The sequence below is a fragment of the Pontibacter cellulosilyticus genome (assembly GCF_014306105.1).
GTDB lineage: Bacteria > Bacteroidota > Bacteroidia > Cytophagales > Hymenobacteraceae > Pontibacter > Pontibacter cellulosilyticus.
Map to the genome: position 1 here is coordinate 44152 of NZ_JACRVF010000003.1, position 25132 is coordinate 69283.

Below are 25132 nucleotides of genomic sequence, written 5' to 3' on the forward strand. Positions count from 1 at the left end.
TGCCCGTAACTAATAATAGCCCTGTTCAGGTTAAATGGTACGTGTATGGCAAAGACAAAGAAAGCAAACCGACTTTTAGACGAAAGTAGCCCTTATCTGCTGCAGCATGCTTACAACCCTGTAGACTGGTATCCGTGGGGAGAAGATGCGCTGAATCGTGCCAAGCAGGAAGATAAACCCATACTTGTAAGTATAGGCTATGCCGCCTGCCATTGGTGCCACGTAATGGAGCATCAGTCTTTTGAGAGCGAAAAAATAGCTGAGGTGATGAACCAGCACTTCGTTTGCATAAAAGTAGACCGCGAAGAGCGGCCCGATGTGGATGCTGTTTATATGGATGCTCTACAGGCAATGGGCTTACAAGGCGGCTGGCCCCTGAACGTTTTCCTGAACCCGGATGCAAAGCCATTTTATGGAGGCACTTATTTCCCGCCACAGCAGTGGCTAACCCTGCTACGCAACATTGCGACGGCCTTTACCCAAAACCGACAGGAGCTGGATACCTCGGCAGAGCAATTTGCCGAACACCTTAACCGCAGCGAACTCGAAGTGTACGGCTTAAAGCAGCATGAGCTGCAGGTGCAGGAAGAGGAACTGAAGCAGATGTACTACACCTTCAGCTCACGCTTCGACAAAAAGCACGGCGGCCTCTCTCCTGCCCCCAAGTTCCCGATGCCTAGCAACTACCTGTGGTTGCTGCGCTACATCCATCATTCCCAAAACGAACAAGCTTTAAAGCACCTGCACTTAACATTGCAGCAGATGGCCTATGGTGGTATCAACGACCAGGTTGGCGGTGGATTTGCCCGCTACTCAGTAGACGAAGAGTGGCTGGTACCGCACTTCGAAAAGATGCTGTACGACAATGGTCAGCTTGTATCACTTTATGCGGAGGCTTACCAGGCTACACGTGAAACACTTTACCATGATGTTGTTTACGAAACCATTGCCTTTGTGGAGCGTGAGCTGAAGAGCCCAGAAGGAGGCTTCTACTCGTCCCTGGATGCAGACAGCGAAGGAGAAGAAGGCAAATTTTATACGTTCACGAAGAATGAACTACACCAGTTGTTCGGATCTGAAGAGCCACTGTTTTCAAAATACTACCATGCCACGGCAGCAGGTAATTTTGAGCATGGCCGCAACATTCTGTACCGCCGCATCAGCGACGAAGCATTTGCCGAAGAGAACGAACTGGAACTGGAGGTGCTGCAGGATATGGTTCAGAATTGGAAAGAGAGAATAATGGAAGTACGGTCCACTCGTGTGCGGCCTGCTTTAGACGACAAAATCCTCTGCTCCTGGAACGCCCTGATGCTAAAGGGGCTCGCAGATGCCTATTATACTTTCGGTAACAAGCATTTTCTGAAGCTGGCTATCCAGAACGCGGAGTTTATACTTAAGAACCTGTGCAAAGACGGAAGACTCTATCACAGTTATAAGAATGGCAAAGCAAGTATAGACGCTTTCCTGGAGGACTATGCCTTACTTACCTCAGCCTTGATACGCTTGTATGAAGTTACCTTTGAAGAAAAGTGGCTGCAAAAGGCAAAAGAGCTGACAGTTTATACTTTGAACAACTTCTTTGACGAGGCTGAGGGTTTGTTTTATTTTACCGATAAATCTTCCCAAAAGCTGATAGCGCGCAAAAAAGAGATCATAGACAATGTAATTCCATCCTCAAACTCTGTGATGGCCATCAACCTGCACCTGCTGGGGCAATATTTTGATGAGCAGCAATACGAAGAACTGTCTGATAGTATGTTGGCAAAAGTAAATGAGCTGATAATTAAAGAGCCCAGCCACCTTAGCAACTGGGCTATACTATATTATTATAAACTGGCTCACCCAACCGAGATAGCCATTGTAGGACCAGAGGCCCCGGAAATGCGCGCCGAGCTAAGCTCATTTTACCTGCCTAACGTTATACTAGCTGGTACACAAGATATAAGCGACCTGCCACTGCTAGAGCACAGAGTGGCTATACAGGGTAAAACAACCGTTTATGTTTGCCAGGACAAAACCTGTAAATTCCCCGTACATACCGCGGCAGAGGCCTTAGAGCAGGTCAGAGGAAAACAGGAAAGTGAGAAATTTCCTGCTCTCTGACAGGTTACCGAAGCACATTGTCAGTTCTGTAAACAAGAAGCTGGCTGTAGTGGCCTCTGTAGTGGTATAGCAGTATACTTAGCAGGCCCAGCACGATAAAACCGTTCAGCAAAAGGCTTTGGTCTGCAAAAAGATGGAAAAGAAAGATGTTACAGCCTATCGGCACAAGTATCAGCAAAGCCATTGGCACAAACCTATTAATAAGCAGCAGGATTCCGGCTGTTAGCTCTGCAGCTTTTAATGGAATAATAACATAAGGCGTGGAAACAAGCACCTGCATGAAAGGCACATGTACAGAAGTAGCACCTAAAGGCTCAATCCCAATTAGCAGCAAAAATCCGTTAATCCCGGCGAAGGCGAAGATAGCCCCCAAAAGTACTCTGGCAATGGTAATAGTGATTTTGGTTTTCATAGAGTTAGATTTTTACCTCTATGACAACAGCCTTTTGGTTTTGTGACAACGAATGAAGAAAATTTTACAAAAAAGTATGTAAATGCTGAATTTTATCCGGATTCCGCACAAAATACATTTCGCTTATTCCGCCTGCGTCTGCTGCCAGAATAGCAATGGTATCTGGTTTACCATTGATAAACACTACAGCAGCAGGTGAATTGTTCAGGTAGGCGAATTTGAAAACTGCCCTGATGCCATTCTTGCTATAAATGCCTTTCAGGAACTTAGATGCGTTTTTCTTGCCATGGATGTTATTAACTGCGGCAGGCACTTTGCCTCCTCCATCTGAGTAAAAAACCACATCTTCTCTTAACTGCTCAATCAGTGTGGTTAGATTGCCGGACAGGCAGGCCTCCTCGAATAAGTTTAGTATCTTCTTTTTCCGCGCCGGATCCACATGGTGGCGTTTAGATGCAGACAGCTTTTCTTTTGCTCTGTGGTATAACTGGCGGCAATGGTCCTGCTTTATTCCAAAGCTATCAGCTAATTCATCGTAAGGCGTACCAAAGCTCTCGCGAAGCAGGTATACTCCTCTTTCCAGTGGCGAAAGCTTTTCCATTAAAAGCATAAAGCCGTAATCCAGTTGCTCGTCGGTAACAGTATAGCCCTCTTTTTGGGGAGTGGTAAGTGGCTCTGGCAACCAGAGTCCGAAGTAATTATCCTGCTCTTGTTTCCGCTTCTTAAGATAATTGAGTGCTGTATTGGCCACGGCCTTTGCCAAATATGCTTTACTGTTAATTACTGCAGCCTCCTGGTGCAGCCATTTTTCCAGTACATCCTGCAGAATATCTTCGCTGTCGGCAACAGAGGCTGTCATTTTATAAGCTATACTATGCAGTAGCGGCCTTACACTTTCAAAAGCTGTAGCTTTATTTACAAGCAATGTGGTCATACCAGAGTCCTATGTAGAGCAAATGTGGCTGATTTTCTGCAAATAAACCATAAAACTGCATTTTACACGTTCTGTACCATTAGCAGTGCCTTAGTTATGTTGCGTTCCAGGATGTCTGCAATTCGGCAACCAAGCATTTAGCATTTACCTCCTTTTTTACGACCTTTGCAGAAGCATCTATACTAACACCCTTTGTCAGAGCTACTAAATTTTAATTACCCGCCGGAGCAGGCTGTGGAGCGTGTCACGTTTTTCGCTGACGTAATTCTGCCGCTGCCTTTGCCGAAGCTTTATACTTACCGCATCCCGTTCGAGATGAACGACGAGGTGATGGTAGGAGCGCGGGTAATTGTACAGTTCGGTGCAAAGAAGGTGCTAAGTTGCATTGTAGCCGAGATCCATCAGAATGCTCCGGCAGACTACCAGGCAAAGTATATTCTGGACGTACTCGATGATAAACCGATCATCACCACACCGCAGTTAAAGCTGTTCAAGTGGATTGCGGATTACTACATGTGCACCCTTGGTGAGGTAATTAATGCTGCCCTTCCGTCTGCTCTTAAACTCAGCAGCGAATCACGCATTCAGCTGCACCCGCACTATAACCCAGAAGAAGACGAGCTTATACTTGCCCCACAGGAAGAGAAGATCATCTATGCACTGCAGCACAACCAGGCACTTACTTTTACCGATATAGGCAACCTGCTGCAGATCAAAAGCTACCACAAGTTTATCAAGTCGCTTATCCAGAAGGAGGCGATCATTATATATGAGCAGGTAAGCGACAAGTTCTCGCCGAAGGTGGTGAAGAAGTTGCGTATTTCCGAGCATTTTGTGCAGGACGAGGGCATGCTGGAAGAGTTGTTTAACCAACTGGCACCACAGCCCAAGCAACTCGATGTGCTGCTGAATTACCTGCAGAAAGTGCCGGTGCACCAGGACATCCACCTGAACTTCAAAGGCATCGAGAAAAGCGAACTGACCAACTCCCCTCACCTGTCGGCCTCGTCTATTAACACGCTGATAAAAAAAGGCGTTTTAGAGCAGTTTGACCAGGTGGTATCAAGGTTTCCCGTGGAGCATCAGGCCAAATTACTGCCTATGACGCTGTCTGAACACCAGGCAAAGGCGAAGGATGAGATTCTGGGGCTGTTCAAGGAGAAAGATACTGTGCTGCTACATGGAGTTACAGGTAGTGGTAAAACAGAAGTATACATCGACCTGATCAAACATGCCCTAGACGGCGGAGGCCAGGTGTTATACTTGTTGCCTGAGATTGCCCTTACTGCCCAGATCGTGCAGCGCCTGATGAAGGTTTTTGGTGAAAAGCTAGGGGTATACCACTCTAAATTTTCTGATAACGAGCGTGCCGAAGTATGGCAGGGTATACTTTCTGGTCGTTTCCAGGTGGTGGTAGGTGTGCGGTCTTCTGTATTCCTGCCCTTCCACGATCTTTCTCTGATCATAATTGATGAGGAGCATGAGGCAAGCTACAAGCAGTACGACCCGGCTCCACGATACAACGCACGCGAAACAGCCTTGATGATGGCACATTTGCAGGGTGCTAAAACGTTGCTTGGTTCAGCCACTCCGTCAGTAGAGACCTATTACAACTGCAAAACCGGCCGCTGGGGACTAGTGGAGATGCATAAACGCTTCGGAGAGGCGCAGCTCCCTGAAATTGAGCTGGTAAACACACGCGAAGAGCAGCACCGTAAAAATATGCACAGCCATTTCTCAGGCAAGCTTTTAACAGCTATTGAGGAGCGGCTTAACCGGAAAGAGCAGGTTATACTTTTCCAGAACCGGCGCGGCTACGCACCCTTCATCAGCTGCGATGAGTGCAGCTGGATACCCAAGTGCAAGCACTGCGCGGTAAGCTTATCGTACCACAAGTATAATAACGAGCTTCGCTGCCACTATTGCGGCTACCACGAACGCATGCCCCACGACTGCCCTGCCTGCGGCGCCACTACCCTTAAAAGTATGGGCTTCGGTACAGAGAAGGTAGAAGACGAGTTAAAGCTGATGCTGCCAAGCGCCGATGTGCAGCGTATGGACTTAGACACCACCAAGAAGAAGAACAGCTATCAGCAGATAATCGCTGACTTTGAAACAGGCAAGACCAATGTGCTGGTGGGCACGCAGATGGTAACTAAAGGCCTCGACTTTGAGCACGTGAGTCTTGTGGGTATACTTAATGCCGATACGATTATCAACTTCCCCGATTTCAGAGCGCATGAGCGCGCGTACCAGCTGTTTGTACAGGTAAGTGGGCGTGCTGGCCGTAAAGAAAAGCCGGGTGCAGTTATTATTCAGACGCGCGATCCGCTGCAGCCAATCTTCAGGAAAGTGCGCAGCAATGATTATTTAAGCCTGTACGAGCACGAAATTGAGGAGCGTTTGCGCTTTGGCTACCCTCCTTTTGTGCGGATGATAAAGGTTACCGTGAAGCATGTGGATGAACGCACTTCCGAAAATGCAGCCATCGTATTGGCCAAAGACCTGACCGACAGGCTTGGGAAACAGCAGGTGCTGGGGCCCGAGGTGCCGTATATCTTTAAAATACGTAACCTGTTTCTGCAGGAGGTGCACATCAAGTTGCCCCGTGAAACCACCAACCTGCGATCTGCCAAAGGCCAGATTGCCCAGGCAATATTTAACCTAAAGCTTCTCCCCGATTTTAAAGACGTGCGGATTGTTGCCGACGTAGATCCCGTTTAGCCTTCCCCTTACTTCTTTTGTCTTATTCTACCTGCTATTGGGCTGGCCCTATGGTGCGTGTGTAAGTTTAACACTTTTTTAACATAAGCCGAAGCAACTAGCCACAGCTGTAATGCATCTTTTAATCATAACAAGTATAAAAAGCATACTTGTGTTAAGGAACGGTTAAAGAAAAGTTAAATGTTACTAAGAATACTTGGCTCGATGCAATACCACACCTATTAAAGGCGTATTAATTATACAACCACGTTACCAGCGCAGCTATCATCTCACCTGCTTAGCTGCTGGTTTTACACACTACTACCAAATATCAAAACCCAATCCTAATTCAAAAACCACTATGAAGAATTTATTGAAATCTGCCGCCATCTTATCATTCACTCTATTAACCGTAACAGCCTGGGCAGGCGACCCCGGAGACGGTTGTGCCTCTAAAAACACTGGACAGAGCTTTTCACAACTACTGGATAACAACAGTATGCGGCTCTGGGAAATTGAGCTGAAACCAGGCCAATTTGCAGATGTGCATGCGCACCCGGGCCAGAAAGCTTATGCTGCTACAAGTGGCACACTGAAGATAACCACTTCGGAAGGTAAAACGGAAGAGATAAAAGTTAGAGCCGGCGATTTGCTCTGGACAGATGCTACCAAGTATAAAACAGTGAATATGGGCTCTGAAGCCTTTAAAGCTGTTGTTTACGAGGAGAAAGCAGAGCAAATTCAGTCTGCGAAAAATTTTTACTCATTTTTTTCGCAAAATTAACAACCACGTCCAAACCGTTGCCGTATAAATAAATACCTTTGGCTAAAAGTTGAAAACCTGAAAGTCTGATTAATCTACCAAGATAATATAGGCTTTCAGGTTTTTCCTTTTCTATAATTTCCCTTTAGGCATCGTTCTTTTTGCGTAGCAGGATGAACAGGTAAATCAGTCCGAATGCCAAGAAAACAACCAACAGGAACACATCCATCCCACTGTAATTCCCTTGTAAGATTCTATAACCGTTAAGTGCTGCAAACACAAAGCATACTACGGTCATCACTATTCTATAAGGTCGACGGTTTTGCATAAAGGGTATAGTTAAGATTTAGGATGAAGGATTACTTTTCTCCTTCCAGATCAGGTAAATGTAAAACAGGCCTAGCACAACAAAGGCACCAACTTTAAAAAGGTCCTGCCATGCATAATTACCTGGCCCTTGAAGCAGTTCTTTTAGCTTAAGCCCTGCAAATAGAAAGCAGACACTAGCCAGTGCCATTCTAATATATGTCCTTTTCATTTATTTAGTTTATACTTCCGAATATAAGCATAAAACCAAAACTTCCTTATTAGAGCGCAAGGTATAAAGCCACGAAAACTGTGATGAGGAAGGCACCAAGTATATTCAGCACAAAGCCAGTCTTCACCATCGTGGCAATAGGCACTTGTTTGCTGCCGTACACGATAGCGTTAGGAGGAGTAGCCACTGGCAGCATAAAGGCAAAGCTACAGGCAATTACAACACCCAGCACCGGATAGAGCAAAGGCATGTTTATCTCCAGTAGCACACCTATAATAATAGGTACGAATGTGATGGCGATGGCTGTATTAGAGCTTACCTCTGTTAAGAACAGCACCAGCAACACTAGTATAAATATGAGCATCAATTGCTGTGTTGGATCTATTATGATAGTAATGCCTCTGCCAATCATATCTGCCAGACCAGAAGACACAACTAATTGCCCAAGTGCCATACCTCCCCCAAAAAGCAGGATAGTATCCCAATCGATTTTAGCTAAATCATCGGAGGTTATAGTGCCTAATCCCTTGTTCTCCTGACCAGGTGGAATAAGGAACAGTAGCAGTGCCGCCAGTACAGCCACAGTGCTTTCAGCGAAATAGGTACTCATAAAAGTATAGGCTTCTTCAAAGCCGAGCAGGTTCAGAAAACCTGGTGCAAGCCAAAGTATAACGGCAAGCACAAACACTCCCATGGTTACCAATTCTCCTTTTTTCAACCGCTCTTTTTTACTAGCCTCTCTCTCAACATAGTCTTTAACCAATTGCTTTTTGTACCCGCTTTTGCTCAGGTAGTAATACATATATAGCAACATGGCTCCATACATAGTAAGTGAAACAGGCAAAGCCATCAGCATCCATTGCAGAAAATCGATGCGTACCCCTTGCTGAGCTAAGTAATTTACACCTATAAGATTCGGCGGGGAGCCTATAATAGTGCTAATACCACCAATAGAGGCGCTGTAAGCAATTCCTAACAAAAAATACACAGCGGCTGAATCACTTCCCTCCTCCTGGCGGCAAACCAGTTGCGTAACACCTAAAGTAAGCGGCAATAGCATAGCTACCGTTACCGAATTACTCACCCACATCGAGAGCACAAAAGACACCAGCGAAAACCCGAGGAATAACCGGAACAGGCTTTTCTGAAAGTATGGCTGCGATAGTATAAACAAGGCAATGCGCTTGTCAAGGCCGTGGCGCGTCATGGAGCGGGCCAGTAGAAAGCTACCGATAAAGAGCAGAATAATCGGATGGCCCAGGTTCTGAAAAGCTGTCTCGATCTCGGCTACTCCTACCATCACTGCCAATAGCACCCCCAGAAACGCCGTCATGGAAAGTGGAATTACCTCTGTCATCCAAAACACCAGGCAGAAAATCATAATGGCAGCCACCACCCGCGCCTCGAAAGGCAAACCTACGGCAAGGTACCAGACAATTATAGCTGCCACAGGAGCCAGTAGCAAACCAATGTTTCTGCGGGACAGGTGCATAGGGTAGAAGTATATTTGCAGGTATAGGTTTTAAAGATAAGACTTTATAGATATATAGTACAGCTATTAGTGTTTGGGTATCTTGTTTTTGCGGCACAAGGTTAAACCACCCTTGCCACTTTACATTACCCTTGCCCTCTGCTTCTAACATACGATACCTGTACCTTTGCAAATAGCAGTACCAAATTCCCCGCCTTAGATAAGGAGGGGTAAGGGTGGTTGGAACAGGCACTGCAGAAAAGCAAAATGGGATCTCGTAACGATTGTCATCCCCCTACCCCCTTTAAGGGGCACCTTTAGCCTTTGCTTTAGCTTCACTACAAGTTTCACAGTCTAAGTCATTCTTCGGACAGGTCGAGACCCGTTCCTACAAAACAAGAGCAGAAACAAAAAGGCTGCTATAACAAAATCTGTTATAGCAGCCTCTCTAAATAAGTGTCTATACGTTATGCTAAATAACGCTCACGCATGATTCTGAGGTGATGGATTTCATGGCCAAGTATAGTATAGCCGATAGCACGAACGCTTATTTCTAAACCGCTGGCAACACCTTTCTGGCTCAAGGCCTCCTCGTCAAAGCTTTTAAACAGTTCAATCGAAGCAGTTCTTACCGCTGTGTACTCAGCAAGTATAGAATTGATGTCACGGCTGTCAGCTTTAGATGGTGCAACATACTTATTCTCATCAAAACCTGGCAGTTCCGTCTTGTCCTGGCGGGCAAAGCGGAGGGCGCGGTAAGAGAAAATACGCTCTGCATCGAGCATGTGCACCAGCAGTTCTTTAATACTCCATTTCTCAGGGGCATAGCGGTGTAGTAGCTGTTCTTCCGTCAGGCCCTGCATTAAGCCGGCAATGTAGGAGTAGCTGGCAGTAAGTCCCTCAATTAAATCCTCTGCTTTTGCCTCATTTATGTAGTTACCAACATAGCCGCTGTACTCATCGGTGGTTGGGTAAGTTATGATCGTAGCCATTTTATACTTTGGTTATTATACCGCGAAGGTAATACATTTTGATTAGCTAATACTTAACAAAAACAAAAGCGCCGCAACCTGAGTGGCTGCGGCGCTTTTAGCTATACGTTTTCTACTGCCCTACAACAAATACGGCATTGCCAAACAGCAATTTACCGCTCTGCCAGAACCCTCTGAACAGCGGGTTGTCGGCCAGGTAAACTACTTGCCCTCTGCCCATGTTCTGGGTGCCAAGTATAAGCGCATCCTGTAGTTTCTGTTTGATATCAGCACCTACAAAACCAGTGGCATAGTTATTCTTTTTCAGCACACCCACATTCCAGCCTTCCTCTAAAAACTGGAAAGTATCCGATGATCGCACCAAGGCAAAGTATGAGTCGCCGTAACCAAAGGCAAGCGGGTGAGTTTTATCCAGATCTACCCGGAACACGCTGCCCTGCACTTCTTCGCGCAGTGCTTCACGCTCACGGTCGGCGTAGGTGCGTAGATTGGCATAAGGGTCCTCTTTTTCCTTTTTGTCTTTTTTATCCTTACCCTCTTCTTCTTTAGCATCCTTCTTCTTCAGGTTAAAGTCTTTTTTACCGGCTAAGAAACCAGCAGCACTCTCCATGGCAATTAATTTACCGCCGCCACGTACCCAAGTCTTTACCTGCTCCAGCGTTTTCTCGTCGAGCACTTTGCTGTAGTTACCAGTTGGTAAGATGAGCACATCAAACTCGTGCAGCGGCACATTGCTAAAGTATGAGGTATTCAGTACTGTAACCGGGTAACCAATCTGCTGCTCAAAGTAATGCCATACTTCCCCGAAACCATAAGGCGACACACCCTCTCCGGACATAACCGCTACTTTTGGCATTTTAAGGTAACGCACACTGCCTGAGCCAAAATCGGCACCGCTGCTTACAAAGCCTGTGCCGGTGGCACTCAGGGTAACATCATACTTTGCAGCCAACTCGCGCACGGTAGCATCCAGCTTATCACTAAGCCTTTCGTTGCCGGTACGGGTAATAATCAATGTGCCTGCTTCATACTTTTGTCCCTCGGTTTCGAATGCTTTCTCGGCCATGCGCACCTTCACGTCCTGCTTCATCAGCTCCGTCAGAAATCGTAAGTCGTTCAGGCTGTTCCAGCGGGCCAGATAGGCGTATGGTTTGGCAATATTTATACTTTGTGCAGATGCTGCAGCCGGCTTGTTGTTGCTTACATCAACTTTGTTTTTAACTGCATAAGCCTGCACTCCATATGCATAAGGCAATGCCCACGAAGTAATATCATAAGTAAGGGAGTCCTCAAGGTTTGCTCTTGGCTCAAACAGTACCTTTACCAAAGTAGACTTTGGCTGATACATACTCACTACCAAGTCGTTCTGGCCTAATTTTATACTTTCGTCTTTGCCGGTACTGTAGTTAAAGCCCTTTGCAGAAGTGTTTTTACCAACATAGCCATACTTTATGCCTTGATTATCGAGGTAAGTTGTCAGTGCTTTTATGTTGCCGGCACTTCTACTGTCATTCTTAATCACAAATGCTTTATAGTCACCTGCTGGTTTGTTCAAGTTATTTTCATGGTACTTTCTGAACTCTTGCTTTAGCTGATCTGCTTTCTCAGAGGTGGCCTTAATAGTAGCCTCGCTGGCAGTAACATGATGTGCAATTCTATCAACCAGTGTAAGCGTATCGCCGTCTTGTTTTTTATAGGCTAAACCTGCCCGGCCTGAACCACCTTGTTCATATGTCATGCCGATAGCACCATTAAAGGTAGGCCACGTATCGCCATAGCTTGGGTAAAACAGGTCGAAGTTTTCGCGGGTAAAGTAAAGCCAGTTGTTTTTGTCAAAGTACTGGCGGTTGTAGTCTCCGATGGTGTTCTGGAACTGGCGCTGCCACGGTGTTATACTTTCATGAAACGGCTTGGCTGCCGGCGAGAAGTAGTATGGCGACTCAGGCCCCATCTCGTGAAAATCGGCGTGCACCTGCGGCAACCAGCTGTTATACTCCTTCAGGCGCTGCTTCGACTCGATCTGTGTCTGCCAGGCCCAGTCGCGGTTCAGGTCAAAATAGTAGTGGTTTGGTCTGCCACCTGGCCACGGCTCCCAGTGCTCCCAAGCATAAGGAGATGCGTTGCCACCTTGGTTTGATGCTTGCTTATACCACTGCACATAACGTTCACGGCCGTCAGGATTTACGCAAGGATCAAGTATAACCACAGCGTTCTGTAGCCACTGCTTTGTCTGCGCATTGCTTGGGTTTACAAGGTCATACAATACCTGCATCACAGCCTCTGAGCTTACCGATTCATTACCATGTATGTTGTAACTTAGCCATACTATGGCCGGCTGGCTGCCTTGTACCTGCCCGTTTTGAACGCCTGCCAAACGTAGGTTATTTTCCCGGATCTGCTCCAGCCTTGGCAGGTTTTCTTCGGAGGCTATATAAGCCAGCAACAGTGGTCGGCCTTCGTAGGTGCGACCATACTCCTGCAGTTTCATGCGGTTTGGCGCCTGCGCTGCCAAGTAGCTTACATAGTCTACAATGCGGGCGTGTGTTGTAAACTGTTTGCCTAACTTATAGCCTAGAAACTGCTCGGGTGTTTTAATAGCTTGCTGCGCCAAAGCAGCCTGCATACTTAGCAGCACAAAGGCTAAAGCGAAAAATCGCTTCATGGTTTGTATCATATTGCTGTTTTTGAAGAATAGAAATACAATCTGGAGATAATTGTTGAATTTGACAAGTATACGTGATTCAGCCATAGAAGCTACATGCAAAGTAAAGGGTCAAGAGATCACGCATGTTTGCTGTTTTTTTCGGTATGCATGCAGATAAAAAGAAAAAAACGCGTACTTTTGCATTCACGAACCTACTTTAAATGTATGTACATCTCAAATTAACTGTACTATGCATAGATTAGGTAGCTGATCAGGAGTACCCGCGCTTTCATACTTAATAAACAAACGATTCATGATCAGTATTCATCAGCCTTTATTGCCTGGCTCAAAATGGCATTATACTTCAGAAACTAAATTAACTAAACTTACATTCAGACCCGGGGCTTTGCTCCGGGTTTTGTTTTTTATACTTATCCTTCTCTGCACGTATTAGAAAATATGCAGCAGATTTTAATTTATTTACTCCGCATTTTAGGTAAGATTGTCACATTTCTGGCCGACTTTGTTGTGCTGTTTTTTGCGGCAGGATTTATCCTTAGCAGCTTTCCTGTTAACAGCAGCTTTGCTCAAACAACCGAGCCTGACTCTATAGAGGTGTATGTGACTTCTAACGGGGTACACACTGATATTATAGTCCCAGTAGTAACTCCTTACATTGACTGGCGCACCAAAGTACCGCTGCACCACTTTGGCAACGTAGACAGTACTTATTCCTATCTCGCTTTTGGCTGGGGCGACAGACGCTTTTACATGGAAACTCCTAAATGGGGAGACTTAAAACCAGGCGTGGCCATGTCGGCGGCATTTTGGCCCACACGTACAGCCATGCACCTGGAGTATATCAAGAACAGGTTGGAGCCGAACAGGCACCAGCGGCCTATACTTATATCACCAGCACAATACAAAAACTTAATCACCTACATCAACAAATCCTTCCAGAAAAAGAACGGCAATTACATGCACATCAGTAATTCCGGCTACTCCCACAACGATACCTTTTACGAGGCACACGGTAAATTTTACCTGTTCAAAAATTGCAACAACTGGGTTAACCATGGCCTGAAGGCTATGAAAGTGAAAACTGCTATCTGGGCTCCCTTCCCATACGCTATCATGCGCCACCTGCGGTAGTTGTACAACCCTTTTTATTGCTGCCCTGCTTTCTAATTAGTGTTAAGCAGCTGAGTTTGTGTTTAATCCTGTTTGGTAATCAATATTTTAAGGAATTATACCTTAACATAAGACCAATCAGAAATTGAAGGGCTTGAGCATCTGCAGATATTATAGAATCTGCATATATTCAAGGCTAAACCTTAAACACAACCACAAACCTATGCAAACCTATACTAAACTGCTCCGCTGGCCTTTGCTGCTGATAGCTTTCTGCTTCAGTGCTTCGGCAAGTATAGCACAGGCTGTTAACCAGGACTCGCTGTACATCCGGCAGAACTACGAAAAAGCAGAGTACCAGATACCAATGCGTGACGGTAAAAAGCTATTCACAGTAGTTTACTCACCAAAAGACAACAGCAAAAAGTACCCGATTCTGATGAACCGTACGCCTTATTCTGTTGGTCCTTATGGTGAGGGATACAAAACCAGCCTCGGACCAAGCACTACACTTATGCGTGACGGCTACATTTTTGTGTACCAAGATGTGCGCGGCACCTATATGTCGGAGGGTGAGTTCGTGAACATGACGCCACATGTTGCCAACAAAAAAGGTAAGAAAGATACCGACGAAAGCACCGATACTTATGATACTGTAGACTGGCTAATCAAGAAACTAGACAACGACAACGGACGCGTGGGGCAATGGGGGATCTCCTACCCTGGCTTTTATGCAGCTGCCGGTCTCATGAGCAACCACCCGGCACTTAAAGCAGTATCGCCACAGGCGCCTATCGCCGATTGGTTCTGGGATGACTTTCACCACAACGGCGCCACGTTCCTTCCACACGCCTTTAATTTTCTAGCTAGCTTTGGTTTGCCACGCCCGGAGCCAACCACCAAACGTAACCCACGCTTCGACCACGGCACGCCGGATGGCTACGAGTTTTTCCTGCGTATGGGGCCACTAAAGAATGCAAACGAGAAGTACTACAAGAACCAGGTTGCCTTCTGGAACGACATGGTGGAGCACCCGAACTACGATAAATTTTGGCAAGACCGCAACATACTACCTCACCTTAAAAACCTGAAAGGCACAGCTGTAATGACTGTTGGTGGATGGTACGATGCAGAAGACCTGTACGGCCCATTGAAGATCTACCAGACCATTGAAAAGAATAACCCAAAGCTGACTAACTTGATCGTAATGGGCCCTTGGGTACATGGAGGCTGGGCTCGCACTGATGGCTCTAGCCTTGGCAACGTGTCTTTTGGGCAGAAGAACTCGCCTTGGTACCAGCAGGAAGTAGAAGCCAGATTCTTTAACCACTACCTAAAAGAAGACGCTAAGACAGAGGTAAAACTACCGGAGGCCATCATGTTTGAAGGTGGCAACAACAAATGGCGCGAGTTTGAAGTATGGCCGCCAAAACAAGCGCAGGAGCGTACGTTATACTTGCATGCAAACGGCAAAATGAGCTTTACTGCACCAACTGCCAGCGAGCCCACTTCTTCAGAATTTATCAGTGATCCAAGCAAACCGGTTCCATTCACAGAGGCTGTTGCTACCGGCATGACGCGTGAATACATGACCGACGATCAGCGTTTTGCCAGCCGCCGCCCTGATGTGCTTACCTTCCAAACAGACGTGCTGACAGAGGACATTACCCTTGCCGGTGAGATTCTGGCCCAGCTAAAAGTTGCCACCACCGGCACCGACGCCGACTGGGTTGTAAAGCTGATTGACGTTTACCCTGATACAGCAAGTGCCACAGCTCATCAGCCTAAAAAACCAATGGGAGGCTATCAGGCGATGGTACGCAGCGAAGTTTTCCGTGGCCGCTTCCGTAACAGTTTTGAAAAGCCCGAGCCGTTCACACCAAACCAGGTAACGCCGGTAAACGTGGAACTCCAGGATGTGCTGTATACTTTCAAGAAGGGCCACCGCATCATGGTTCAGATACAAAGCACCTGGTTCCCGCTAGTAGACAGAAACCCTCAGAAGTACGTGGACAATATCTTTAAAGCCAACGAAGAGGATTTTATTAAAGCTACGCACAAAGTATACCACTCACTGCAGCAGCCAACCAGCTTAAAGGTAAAGGTGCTATAGCTGTATATTACCCTCCTAAGAGGGATGGATTTTAATCCTTTATATCAACTAGCAGATGTAGGTAACTCTATAAAGCAAAAGAGCCAGGTAAAATACCTGGCTCTTTCAGCTTTAAACCCTAATTAGCTTATTTTATTGTTTTAATAGTTTGAAATGGTTGGTTACACTTCCCATTCTGGTTGTCACAAAGTATACACCCTGCGGCAGGTTAGATTCAAGTATCAGTTGCTCTGAGTTCACACCCTTCTCAACCATAATCGTTTTGTGAATCAACTGCTTGCCTACAGAGTTCGACAGAACTATTTCCATCTCCCCATCCTGCTCCGCGTCAATGTTCATCTCTATTTTGTTCACAAATGGGTTAGGATAAACAACAATCTTATTCGTAACGCTGCCAAACTCAACCGCCTTCGGACCAAAGTACTCTACCTGTCCGCTGTGGTCCATTTGCTTCAGTCTGTAGTAGCGTGTACCGTGCTTACCATTCTCCTTGTCAACATACTTGTAGACCTGCTTCTGGCTCGAATTACCGTTTTTCGTCGCCACAAAGTCTAGTTTTCTGTAGTTCTGGCCATCTTCCGACACCTGTACTTCGAAGCCCTCGTTGTCACGCTCCATCGCCGTAGCCCATTCCAGTACCACTTCGTTGCCTTGCTTTTGAGCATTTAGGTAGATGATCTCTACTGGGAATGGCTTAACGTCTGTGTTATTGATAAAGTACCTTATACAACTAACACTATTCAGTATTTCTACTTGAATCTCTGGTTTTTCTGAAGGATTTTGCTCTGTATAAAAGTCCTCTTTACCTCTTTTCACTTCTATCCAATCTCCTGTAGTACGTCTAGACCATATATACTCAGGATTTGTCCCAAATGCATCTGCACTATATTTACTGCGGTCAATTGTAACATCCCACTTAGTCATGCTAGAATTCCAAGTAACAATTAATAAAGGATCTATGAGTGTGGTAAGAGGAGTTACAGTTACGGCACTTGTGGCAGATACGCTTGAGCAAACTTTGCTATCGGTAACTGTCACGGTGTAGTTACCAGCTACATTTGTCATAAAGCTAGCAACATTGCCAGGGTTAGTTTCCCCATTTGATCCACGCCATGTGCTAGGAACTTGCCAGCTATAGGTGTAAGGGCCAGTGCCCGAAGATACACTCGCGGATACTAAAACAGGAGTTGTTTCGCAAGTAGTCGGGTTATTGACTGCAACCATCGGTAGTGGATTTACAGTTACCACCGCATTTCCAGTCATATCCCTAGGGCAACTTGCTATGTTTGTGCCACTCACTGTCGTTGCTCTTACAGTATAAGTACCAGCTAGTGTTTGCAGTGGGAAAGTAATCTCTCCTCCTGTACCAGAAATTGGGCTTCCTACGTTTGAGGTTAAACTGTTTACTGTACGCTGTAGTTGATAGCTAACTCCAGTTTGCGAACTGCTCAATTTAATAGACTTACCTGTTCCTCCGGCGCAATACTCACCACCACCTGAAACTGTCATAAGTTGTGGCAATGCAGTAACATAAACTGTAATCAAACCAAATACTGAGCAGGTGCTGCCGCTTGCTGTAGTAGGCCTGATGCTATAAGTTCCTGCCACAGTCTGGTTCCCGAAGCTGATGGCACCACCTGTACCCGCAACCGGTGACCCTACTGGATTTCCACCAAAGAGTAGTTGATATGAAACTCCTGATTGTGAATTAGCTAAGCCTACAGGCACGCCTGCGCCACCTTCACAGTATGCGCCTCCGCCTGTTAATGTTTGTGGCACAACAACATTAATAGTTACATTATTAGATCTGTTGTTATTTGCACACTTCTTAACAGATTGATTCCGCTCAATGTCTGTAATAAAACGCAGGTACACCTGATCTCCATCAACAAATCCGCCAGCTGCCGCCGCATCTGTTGTAAGTGTGTAAGTATACTTGTCCTTTACAAAATCCTGAGCAGGCCCTAACAACACATCTCCTCTCGAGAGCACAAACTCAACTTTTGTATTTGCTTTCAACCAATCAAAAGCATTGTTAAGATTTGCCGTAAGTGTTACAGAACCATTACTGCATATAGGATTTGGAGCTACTGCTAGTGTGGCAGAATAACCTGGTAGTTCAGCGCTGTACATCCTGTTTGACTGGATTGTTGGCAAAACTGTACCACATTGTGTTAAGTTTACATATACATGGTAGTAGTCCTGAGAAGACAAACCCGCATCAGTTGTGAAGTATAGGTCATTCTTTCTTTCTACATCGTGGTTTTTACCCCACTGATAAGTAGCAGCATCACGGCTTACTATCTTTGCGCTCAGGTCTTTCATCACCTTAGGCTGGAAGAATCTATATGCAAGATTTTTTACAGCCTGTGGCGTATCATCGTTTGGATCTGGTGTATCTGAACCTGGGAAAGGATAGTTCATATTTGGCTCAGGGAAACTAGAAGCCCCTGTTGGCACTGCAGTTCCGTTAGAATAAATAGGCTGGCCATTTGCATCTACTAAATATGGATATATAATGTCTCCTTCTTCAAGATCTCTGTAGATAGTAGTTGTATAAGTAACTTGTACACCGCGGCAAAACGGATGTGGATCTGCAGTAACTACAGCTCTGTAAGTAGAGCGTTTTATGGTTACTGTTTTACTTAAAACAGTCGAGCATTGTGGATTTGATCCAGAAGTGAGGGTATAAGTAATTGTTACAGTCTTTTCTGCTGCCGATCCAAGTAAGGCACAAGCATCAAAGGATGTCTTAACTACTCCATCTATTCTAAAAGTACCTCCTGTTGGATTACTTCCCAGATTTATTATACCTTGTCCTGAGTATACATTAGCAAACTTACCATCTCCGTCGCTGTCGCTGTCGTTTCCTAGAGTAATGCTGTTGATGACAGGATTTGGATTAACGGTAACAGTAATGGAAGCAGAGGGAAGATTGATACAAGTACCTGAACTTACTACTCTTCTAAAGTAAGTTGTAGTTGTTAAGGCTCCTGGTTGGTAATTCTGCAGGTTGTTTGGATTTGGCCCTGCTGCTGTAGTCCATGTTGAGTTATTGGTGCTTTGCTGCCACAAGTATGTATAAGAGCCCGTCCCGCCTGCCGGGGCACTACCTGTAAGCTGAGTTGGTATGCTACCAGAGCATATAGTCTGTGTACCAGAAATTGTGTTATTGCTGATTACTGGTGTTACTGTAACAGCCACTGCCGCACTTGCATTTGAGCACCCTCCACCACTCACAACGCGCCTGTAGTAGATTGTTGTAGTGGTAGTAACAGTAGTGGTTGGTGGTGTATAGGAGGCACTATTAGCCCCAGTTCCCCCTGTTACATTAGCATAAGTGCCAATTTCAGAGCTACTGCTTTGCCACTGGTAGGTGTATGGCGTACTTCCACCACTTAGGCTAGTGCCGCTTGCCTGTCCTAGTGGTGCTACAGCCCCTCCTGAGCAAACTATTTGGGTACCAGCTATCTGGTTACCTGCAATCACAGAATTAACTGTAACAGCTAACGCATTACTTGTGCTTGAGCAGTTCTCAGAAGTTACTATGCGGCGGTAATACATGGTACCAATAGTACCTGTAGATGGCACATAACTTGACTGAGTACTTGTTCCACCTGCATTCACCCATTGGTCTGTGCCATTAGGGCTTTGCTGCCACTGGTATGATTTTGCAGTAATTCCTCCCGTTACAGTACCATCTAGTGCAGATGCTATCGCACCCTGGCAGTAAGTAGTAGTACCTGAGATGCTGTTGGCTGTAATTGCGGGCGTTACTGTAACACCTAACACATTACTAGTATTGTTTGAGCACTCCCCGGAAGTAATTAAACGTCTGTAGTATACTGTACCTGCAGTAGCTGTAGACGGCATATACTTATCATCTGTTGCCCCATTAATATCGGAGAAAGTTCCTGTTGCACTTGAGCTGCTCTGCCACTGGTAAGAGTAAGCTCCTGTACCACCAGCAACTGCACCACCTAATGCTGTTGCTTCCGCACCCTGACAGTAGTTTTGCGTTCCTGCAATCGAATTTGTTGTAATACTTGGCGTAACCGTTACAGCAAATGCTGCACTTATATTAGTACACTCGCCAGAGTTAACTATACGTCTGTAGTACATTATGCCACCTGTTAAAGTGGAAGGAGTATAACTAGCTTGGTTATTAGTACCTGATGCTAAACCCCAAGTGGAATTATCAGCACTCTGCTCCCATTTATAAGTATAACTACCGTTACCCCCGCTGATGGTGCCAGAGCTCAATGCAGTTGCAGTTGCATTTTGGCAGTACTTAGAAGTGCCTGAAATGTTATTCCCTGCAATTAACGGTTGCACTGTAAGTGTAATAGACTCACTTGCAGCATTACAAGACGGGGCACCATTAGTTGTTAGAAGTGTAACGCTTGTTGTACCGGAGAATGAAGCAGGACCCGTAATGGTAGCAGTTGAAGTGGTGATTCCATTTACAGTGCTTTGAGTAGTTCCGGTAACCGTAAATCCGTTTGTAGCACTCCAACTTCCTGTGCCTCCTGAGTATGTACCTGTAACTGTAAAAACATTATAGCCACTAGCAACCTGGCACTGTGTTTCAGGGCTTGAGGTTATATCTGCAGTTGGCTGCGGCAGTACAGTTACTTGGATCGGCTGAGATGTTTTGAAACAATCACTAATATTACCCTCAGTTACATCTTTTACTTTCACGCGATAATAACCGGAAGTATTTGCAACGTATGTATTTGAAGTTACTGGAACTTCAGGTATTAGAGTAAAGCCAGCCTCAGTGTTTGTGGGGCTAAACTCCCACATATACTCATATGTTTGACCTGAAGGTGCAGAGTTTGCACTAATTTGCACAGTTCCTCCTTGGCAGAAAGTTGTAGTTCCAGCGGTGATAGTAGCCTCATTGGGTAATTTAGCAACTATCACAGATACAGTCTTTGATGTTAAAGCACAGCCTTTATCTGTAGTAATAACTACATAATAACTGCCTGTATCTACTGCGCGGAATGTGCTAGTAGTACCTACAGTAGAATTATCATTGGCGTTAAACCATTTATAAGTGTATCCTGAGACAAAATTTGTAACAAGATCTACATAATTACCATCACAGAACTCTGTTGGGCCTGTAGGTGTAATAGTTACATCTGGAAGCGGATTAACAGTTACTGTTACAGTTTTAGGCTCTGACTGGCAACCATTAGTTGTTCCCACAACAGTGTAAGTTGTAGTTGTAGTTGGGTTTGCTGTTACACTTGCTCCAGAAGTTGCGCTTAACCCTGTGGCCGGTGACCATACGTAACTATCAGCGCCACTTGCGGATAAGGTAGTGCTCTGGTTTAAGCAGATTGATGAATTGCCTGTAAGCGATACAGTAGGCTGCTGTTTTATATTTACAACTTTGCTTGCCTTGTTTGTGCAGGAATTTTCGTCTGTGTAACTATATTCCACTGTGTAGCTTCCTGCAGCCAGAACACTTGGATTAAGTTCTGTAATACTTGTTACCACTTCTGTACCGGAACTGTTTAAAATACGGAAGACACCGCCTGAAGGGCTACCTGTTAGTGGAACCTTTGTATCAGAGGTACAGTAGGCCGCTGCTAGATTTGTGGTGATGCTCACTGAAGGTAGCGGGTTCACTGTCGCTGTCACCGGTACGCGTACACTCTCGCACATGGTGCTTGTGTTGTAGCTAGCGGCGTAGTAGGTGGTGGTTGAGCTAAGGCTTGGCGTGGTGTAACTGTTGCCAGTGGCTAAATGGGAACCACCCGAGGCAGCAGCGTACCATCTCACTTCCGTACCGTTGGCGCCAACCGTTCCGCTTAGCGTCACCGCCCCTTGGTTGCATACGGCGGCGCCCACCAAAATTGGCGTACTAGGGATTGGGTTAACCGTAACGGACATCGATGTCGAAGGGGCACCGGCGCAGTTGCCAATTGTGTTAGTCACCACTACGTTATAGTTGCCGCTAGAGGTAGCCCGATAGGTGGAACCTGTGGCGTTATCTATTTTAGAGGTGCCGTTGTACCACTGATAAGTATAGCTACCACCCGCCGGCGTGGCGTTGGCCGTCAGCGTCACCTCCCCGCCTTGGCAAAACGTGGTCGTCCCTGAGGCTGAAACAGTGGCAGAAGGAACTGAGTAAACAGTAGCAGAAATTGGAACTCGTGCACTCTCACACAGAGTAACAGTATTGTAGCTAGCTACATAGTAAGTAACTGTCTGATTTAAAATAGGCGTTTCATAAGTTAAACCAGATGCAAATGCACTACCTCCTGTAGCAGATGTATACCATAAAATTGCGTTGCCACCATTACCAAAATGAGCATACAATGTAACTGAACCAGGACCACACGTAGAGCCATTAGTTATTGCTGGTAAATCTGGAGGAGTAATTATAGTTGCAGTTACGACTGATCTACTACTCTCGCAATTCCCAAATACGGTAGATACGTAGTATGTAGTAGTAGATGCCAAAGATGGTGTAGTATAAGTTGCGCCTGTAGCGCCACTTATTGGAGATCCTCCAGATGCCACTGCGTACCACCTGTAGCTTCCTCCTACTGGAGCTCCAGAAGCAGAAAGCTGCACACTCCCAGCACCACAACGAGAATTAGAAGTAGTTGAAGGAGCCTGTAATGGAGTTTGAAGCACCGTTACAGTTCCTGCGTTTTGCCAGTTATATGAACCATTTTCTCTGTTTGCAACCTCAACTAAAATTGAGCCTTGCACACTGAAATAATTATCAGGAATATTTATAGAGATGGAGTTTTGTGAGGTTCTCTCTACCAAACTAGTATTCAGCAGATCTCCATTGAGTCTAGCTTCTACTTGGTTACCTGTACTTATAATAAATCCTGACCCATTGATAGTTACTTTGTAATTTGTTTGACCAACTGTAGTACAAGTTGGTGTCATACTTGTTACAACTTGCGCCATCGCTACATTGGCCAGCAGCATAAAAAATAGCAGGAGTAGACTAACAACTGATACCTCATAGTACCGTGCCAGGTGCGCTCCAGCAATCAATTGTGTAAAATTCTTTTTCATAAATTAGGGGTTAAAGGTTTGGGGCTAATAGATGGTTTTGGATCTTAAATTTTTACCACATCATATATAACAAAAGCTATATTTGCTTTACAAAAGAGCATAGAATGGCTGAGAATATGATTTTTGCGCTTTCAAGAGCACTAAATCATACTTTAAAAAAGGATAAATTGTCTTTAAACAATTTATTGCAGGAACTTTAAGGCTGCAGGTTTAAATATGAATCAATTTAAACTACTTGCTGAAATACAATTACTTTGTCTTTGGCGTAAACTTATATCATATTTAATATATATTGTTCATTTCTAATATTAATAGGACCTTTCAAAGTTTATTTACACTATAATATTAAAAATGTTACATGATATATTTAAAAAGAATAAGTCTATTGTATACTATTCAATGTCTCACCATACACTTTTAATTAAAAAAGTACCTAAAAACAATATAGCACAAGATTAATGCATCAGAAATTGCACTAGCATATCATCAAAAAAATTTAATTTTTCTTTTAATAGATGATTTAAAAGTATGCTGATTTAGTTTTCTAATACTGCAGTAAATATTTGAATGTATTAACCCACATATGCCGCTAAGACTGCTTTACTCAGGCTTATTCAGATGATGTAATGACAGGCGGAACTCAGGAGGCTGCGATGAAAAGGCGAGCAACAGAATGTATAGAAAGGATATAGCCTTATGCCAAATCGTTAAACCTGTAGCTATTAGGCTGTTCCAAAATTTAGTTAGGATAGGTGCTAGTCCTTAAAAGGGATAAAGGAGAATCCCCTAAAACAGCACAGCCCCACAAATTTGTAGGGCTGTGCTGTTTTAACTACTTCTTCTTTCTTAACAGCAATCTATCTTTGGCTCCGCGGTTTACAAAGTATAAATCCTTCAGACCATCGCTATTAAAATCAGCAACTTTTATACCTATGCCTTCAAGATCCAGGTTCGGCGGCAGAATGTAGCTTGTGCGTTCTGTAAATACTCCTTTGCCATTGTTCAGGTAGGCCCTCACCGGTCTGTTCTTAAAAATATCTACAGTAATCAGATCCAGGTCCTTGTCACCATCTACATCTACAAACGCTCCTTCCATAGTATGTTCTTCCGAAACAGGAAGACGCTTATTGGTATCATCAGTAAACACTCCTTTGCCATTATTAATAAGCAACCTGTTTTGCTTTTGCTTACCAGGCCTGAAAGCCACATTGGCAAAGTATAGATCCAGGTCGCCGTCTCCGTCAACATCGGCTAGTGTTACCTTCCGGGTTTCTTCTGCGGTACTGGCAGGCAATCGCGATGCAGATTCATCTTTAAAGAAGCCTCTGCCATCATTGATCAACACCCTGTTACCATCTTCATTTCCGACAAGCAGATCATCATCACCATCCTTATCAATATCAGCTAGTTTCAAATCCTGGGTTATGTCCAGCAGTTGAGGCAGACGCTGTGACGTTTCATTTTTAAAAGTGCCGTCGCCGTTATTGATATATAGGTAGTTTTGACCTGGAGTATCCTTTGCTGCAGCATTTCCGAATAACAGATCCGGTTTTCCGTCACTATTAACATCCTTTACCAGTACAGCATTGCTTACGCTGTTCAACACAAGGTTGTGACGCATTTCAAAAGCTCCGCTACCGTTGTTAAACCAGAGCTCATGCACCGTGTGGTCTTCTGTAGCAAACACAATATCTAAATCACCATCTCCGTCTAGATCGGCAATGGCGATGTCTTCGCTATCTAGCACGATGAATGGGAGTTGCTCCTGAGGCACTTGCCTAAAGCCTCCTTTGCCATCACCAAACATAACCAAGTTCGGAGCATACTCATTTGCGATCACAATATCCAAGAATCCATCTTTGTTCAGGTCGGCAGCCTCCACATCCATACCCGGACCCGATACTGCCTTCTCCGGCAAGTTAGCGCTGGCATCTACATAAAATACAGAATCCTGAGCGGCAACTGCTTTGGCTGCCTTTTTCTTGGCTTGTGCCGCAGCCGGCATGTCAGCTAAGCCAACAGCAGTGGTTAGCAGAAGGAGAGCTAATGCTTTTTTCATTGCATATTGATTATATATTATCAGATCATTAATAGTAAAACAGCAGAATTGCATAAAGCTGGGATTTACTTGAGTCAAAATATAGCCATTTACAGGAGCAATAGCCAAAGAGCTTGCAGTTTTAGCAATTTAGTAGCGTCACTTTCTTAATCTACTCCAGAATATTTGAAAAACCTTCGCAAAACGGTAAATTGCAATAGCAACTATTCTAACCTAACT

General features: G+C 45.0%; 14 protein-coding genes. 5 read left to right on the forward strand and 9 right to left on the reverse strand.

Annotation, left to right across the window (positions count from 1 at the left end; all coding sequences use genetic code 11):
• Positions 1–45: 45 nt before the first annotated feature.
• Complete coding sequence (locus tag H8S84_RS11125; protein ID WP_187067421.1) at positions 46–2106, forward strand: thioredoxin domain-containing protein; 2061 nt, start codon at positions 46–48, stop codon at positions 2104–2106.
• A gap of 4 nt (positions 2107–2110) precedes the next feature.
• Here the strand turns inward: H8S84_RS11125 and H8S84_RS11130 are convergent, their stop codons facing one another.
• Complete coding sequence (locus H8S84_RS11130) at positions 2111–2518, reverse strand: hypothetical protein (RefSeq protein ID WP_187067422.1); 408 nt, start codon at positions 2516–2518, stop codon at positions 2111–2113.
• Between the two features lie 64 nt (positions 2519–2582).
• Positions 2583–3452, reverse strand: coding sequence for a sigma-70 family RNA polymerase sigma factor (locus tag H8S84_RS11135; protein WP_187067423.1), 870 nt, complete (start codon positions 3450–3452; stop codon positions 2583–2585).
• A gap of 192 nt (positions 3453–3644) precedes the next feature.
• Between H8S84_RS11135 and priA the strand changes: the two genes are divergently transcribed.
• Together priA and H8S84_RS11145 are read left to right on the forward strand one after the other, a co-directional pair.
• Entirely contained in the window at positions 3645–6176 is a 2532-nt protein-coding gene (gene priA, locus H8S84_RS11140) for a replication restart helicase PriA (protein WP_187067424.1), read from the forward strand.
• Positions 6177–6516: 340 nt separating this feature from the next.
• A complete protein-coding gene (locus tag H8S84_RS11145) occupies positions 6517–6939 on the forward strand; it encodes a cupin domain-containing protein (RefSeq protein ID WP_187067425.1) in 423 nt (140 codons plus the stop codon).
• 124 nt (positions 6940–7063) lie between these two features.
• Here the strand turns inward: H8S84_RS11145 and H8S84_RS11150 are convergent, their stop codons facing one another.
• The 5 genes from H8S84_RS11150 to H8S84_RS11170 form a co-directional block, all read right to left on the reverse strand.
• Entirely contained in the window at positions 7064–7246 is a 183-nt protein-coding gene (locus H8S84_RS11150; protein ID WP_187067426.1) for a hypothetical protein, read from the reverse strand.
• A gap of 18 nt (positions 7247–7264) precedes the next feature.
• A complete protein-coding gene (locus H8S84_RS11155) occupies positions 7265–7456 on the reverse strand; it encodes a hypothetical protein (protein WP_187067427.1) in 192 nt (63 codons plus the stop codon).
• Positions 7457–7505: 49 nt separating this feature from the next.
• On the reverse strand, positions 7506–8948 hold the full coding sequence (locus H8S84_RS11160) for an SLC13 family permease (RefSeq protein ID WP_187067428.1): 1443 nt from the start codon (positions 8946–8948) through the stop codon (positions 7506–7508).
• 446 nt (positions 8949–9394) lie between these two features.
• Positions 9395–9919, reverse strand: a complete 525-nt coding sequence (locus H8S84_RS11165) for a DinB family protein (RefSeq protein ID WP_187067429.1) — start codon at positions 9917–9919, stop codon at positions 9395–9397.
• Positions 9920–10031: 112 nt separating this feature from the next.
• Positions 10032–12581 (reverse strand): M14 metallopeptidase family protein, encoded by a 2550-nt coding sequence (locus H8S84_RS11170; protein WP_187067430.1) that lies wholly within the window; start codon positions 12579–12581, stop codon positions 10032–10034.
• A gap of 441 nt (positions 12582–13022) precedes the next feature.
• On the opposite strand from H8S84_RS11170, the gene H8S84_RS11175 reads away from it, so the two are divergent.
• Both H8S84_RS11175 and H8S84_RS11180 read left to right on the forward strand, forming a co-directional pair.
• Positions 13023–13715: a TIGR02117 family protein gene (locus H8S84_RS11175; RefSeq protein ID WP_187067431.1), complete on the forward strand. Its 693-nt coding sequence runs from the start codon at positions 13023–13025 to the stop codon at positions 13713–13715.
• Positions 13716–13917: 202 nt separating this feature from the next.
• The gene (locus H8S84_RS11180) at positions 13918–15807 is read left to right on the forward strand and encodes a CocE/NonD family hydrolase (protein ID WP_187067432.1); all 1890 of its coding nucleotides are present in this window, start codon (positions 13918–13920) and stop codon (positions 15805–15807) included.
• Positions 15808–15939: 132 nt separating this feature from the next.
• On the opposite strand, the gene H8S84_RS11185 is transcribed toward H8S84_RS11180, so the two are convergent.
• Both H8S84_RS11185 and H8S84_RS11190 read right to left on the reverse strand, forming a co-directional pair.
• Positions 15940–22854 carry an Ig-like domain-containing protein gene (locus H8S84_RS11185; RefSeq protein ID WP_187067433.1) on the reverse strand — a complete coding sequence of 2305 codons (6915 nt, stop codon included), beginning with the start codon at positions 22852–22854 and terminating at the stop codon, positions 15940–15942.
• Positions 22855–23686: 832 nt separating this feature from the next.
• Positions 23687–24913 carry an FG-GAP repeat domain-containing protein gene (locus tag H8S84_RS11190; protein WP_187067434.1) on the reverse strand — a complete coding sequence of 409 codons (1227 nt, stop codon included), beginning with the start codon at positions 24911–24913 and terminating at the stop codon, positions 23687–23689.
• Positions 24914–25132 lie beyond the last annotated feature (219 nt).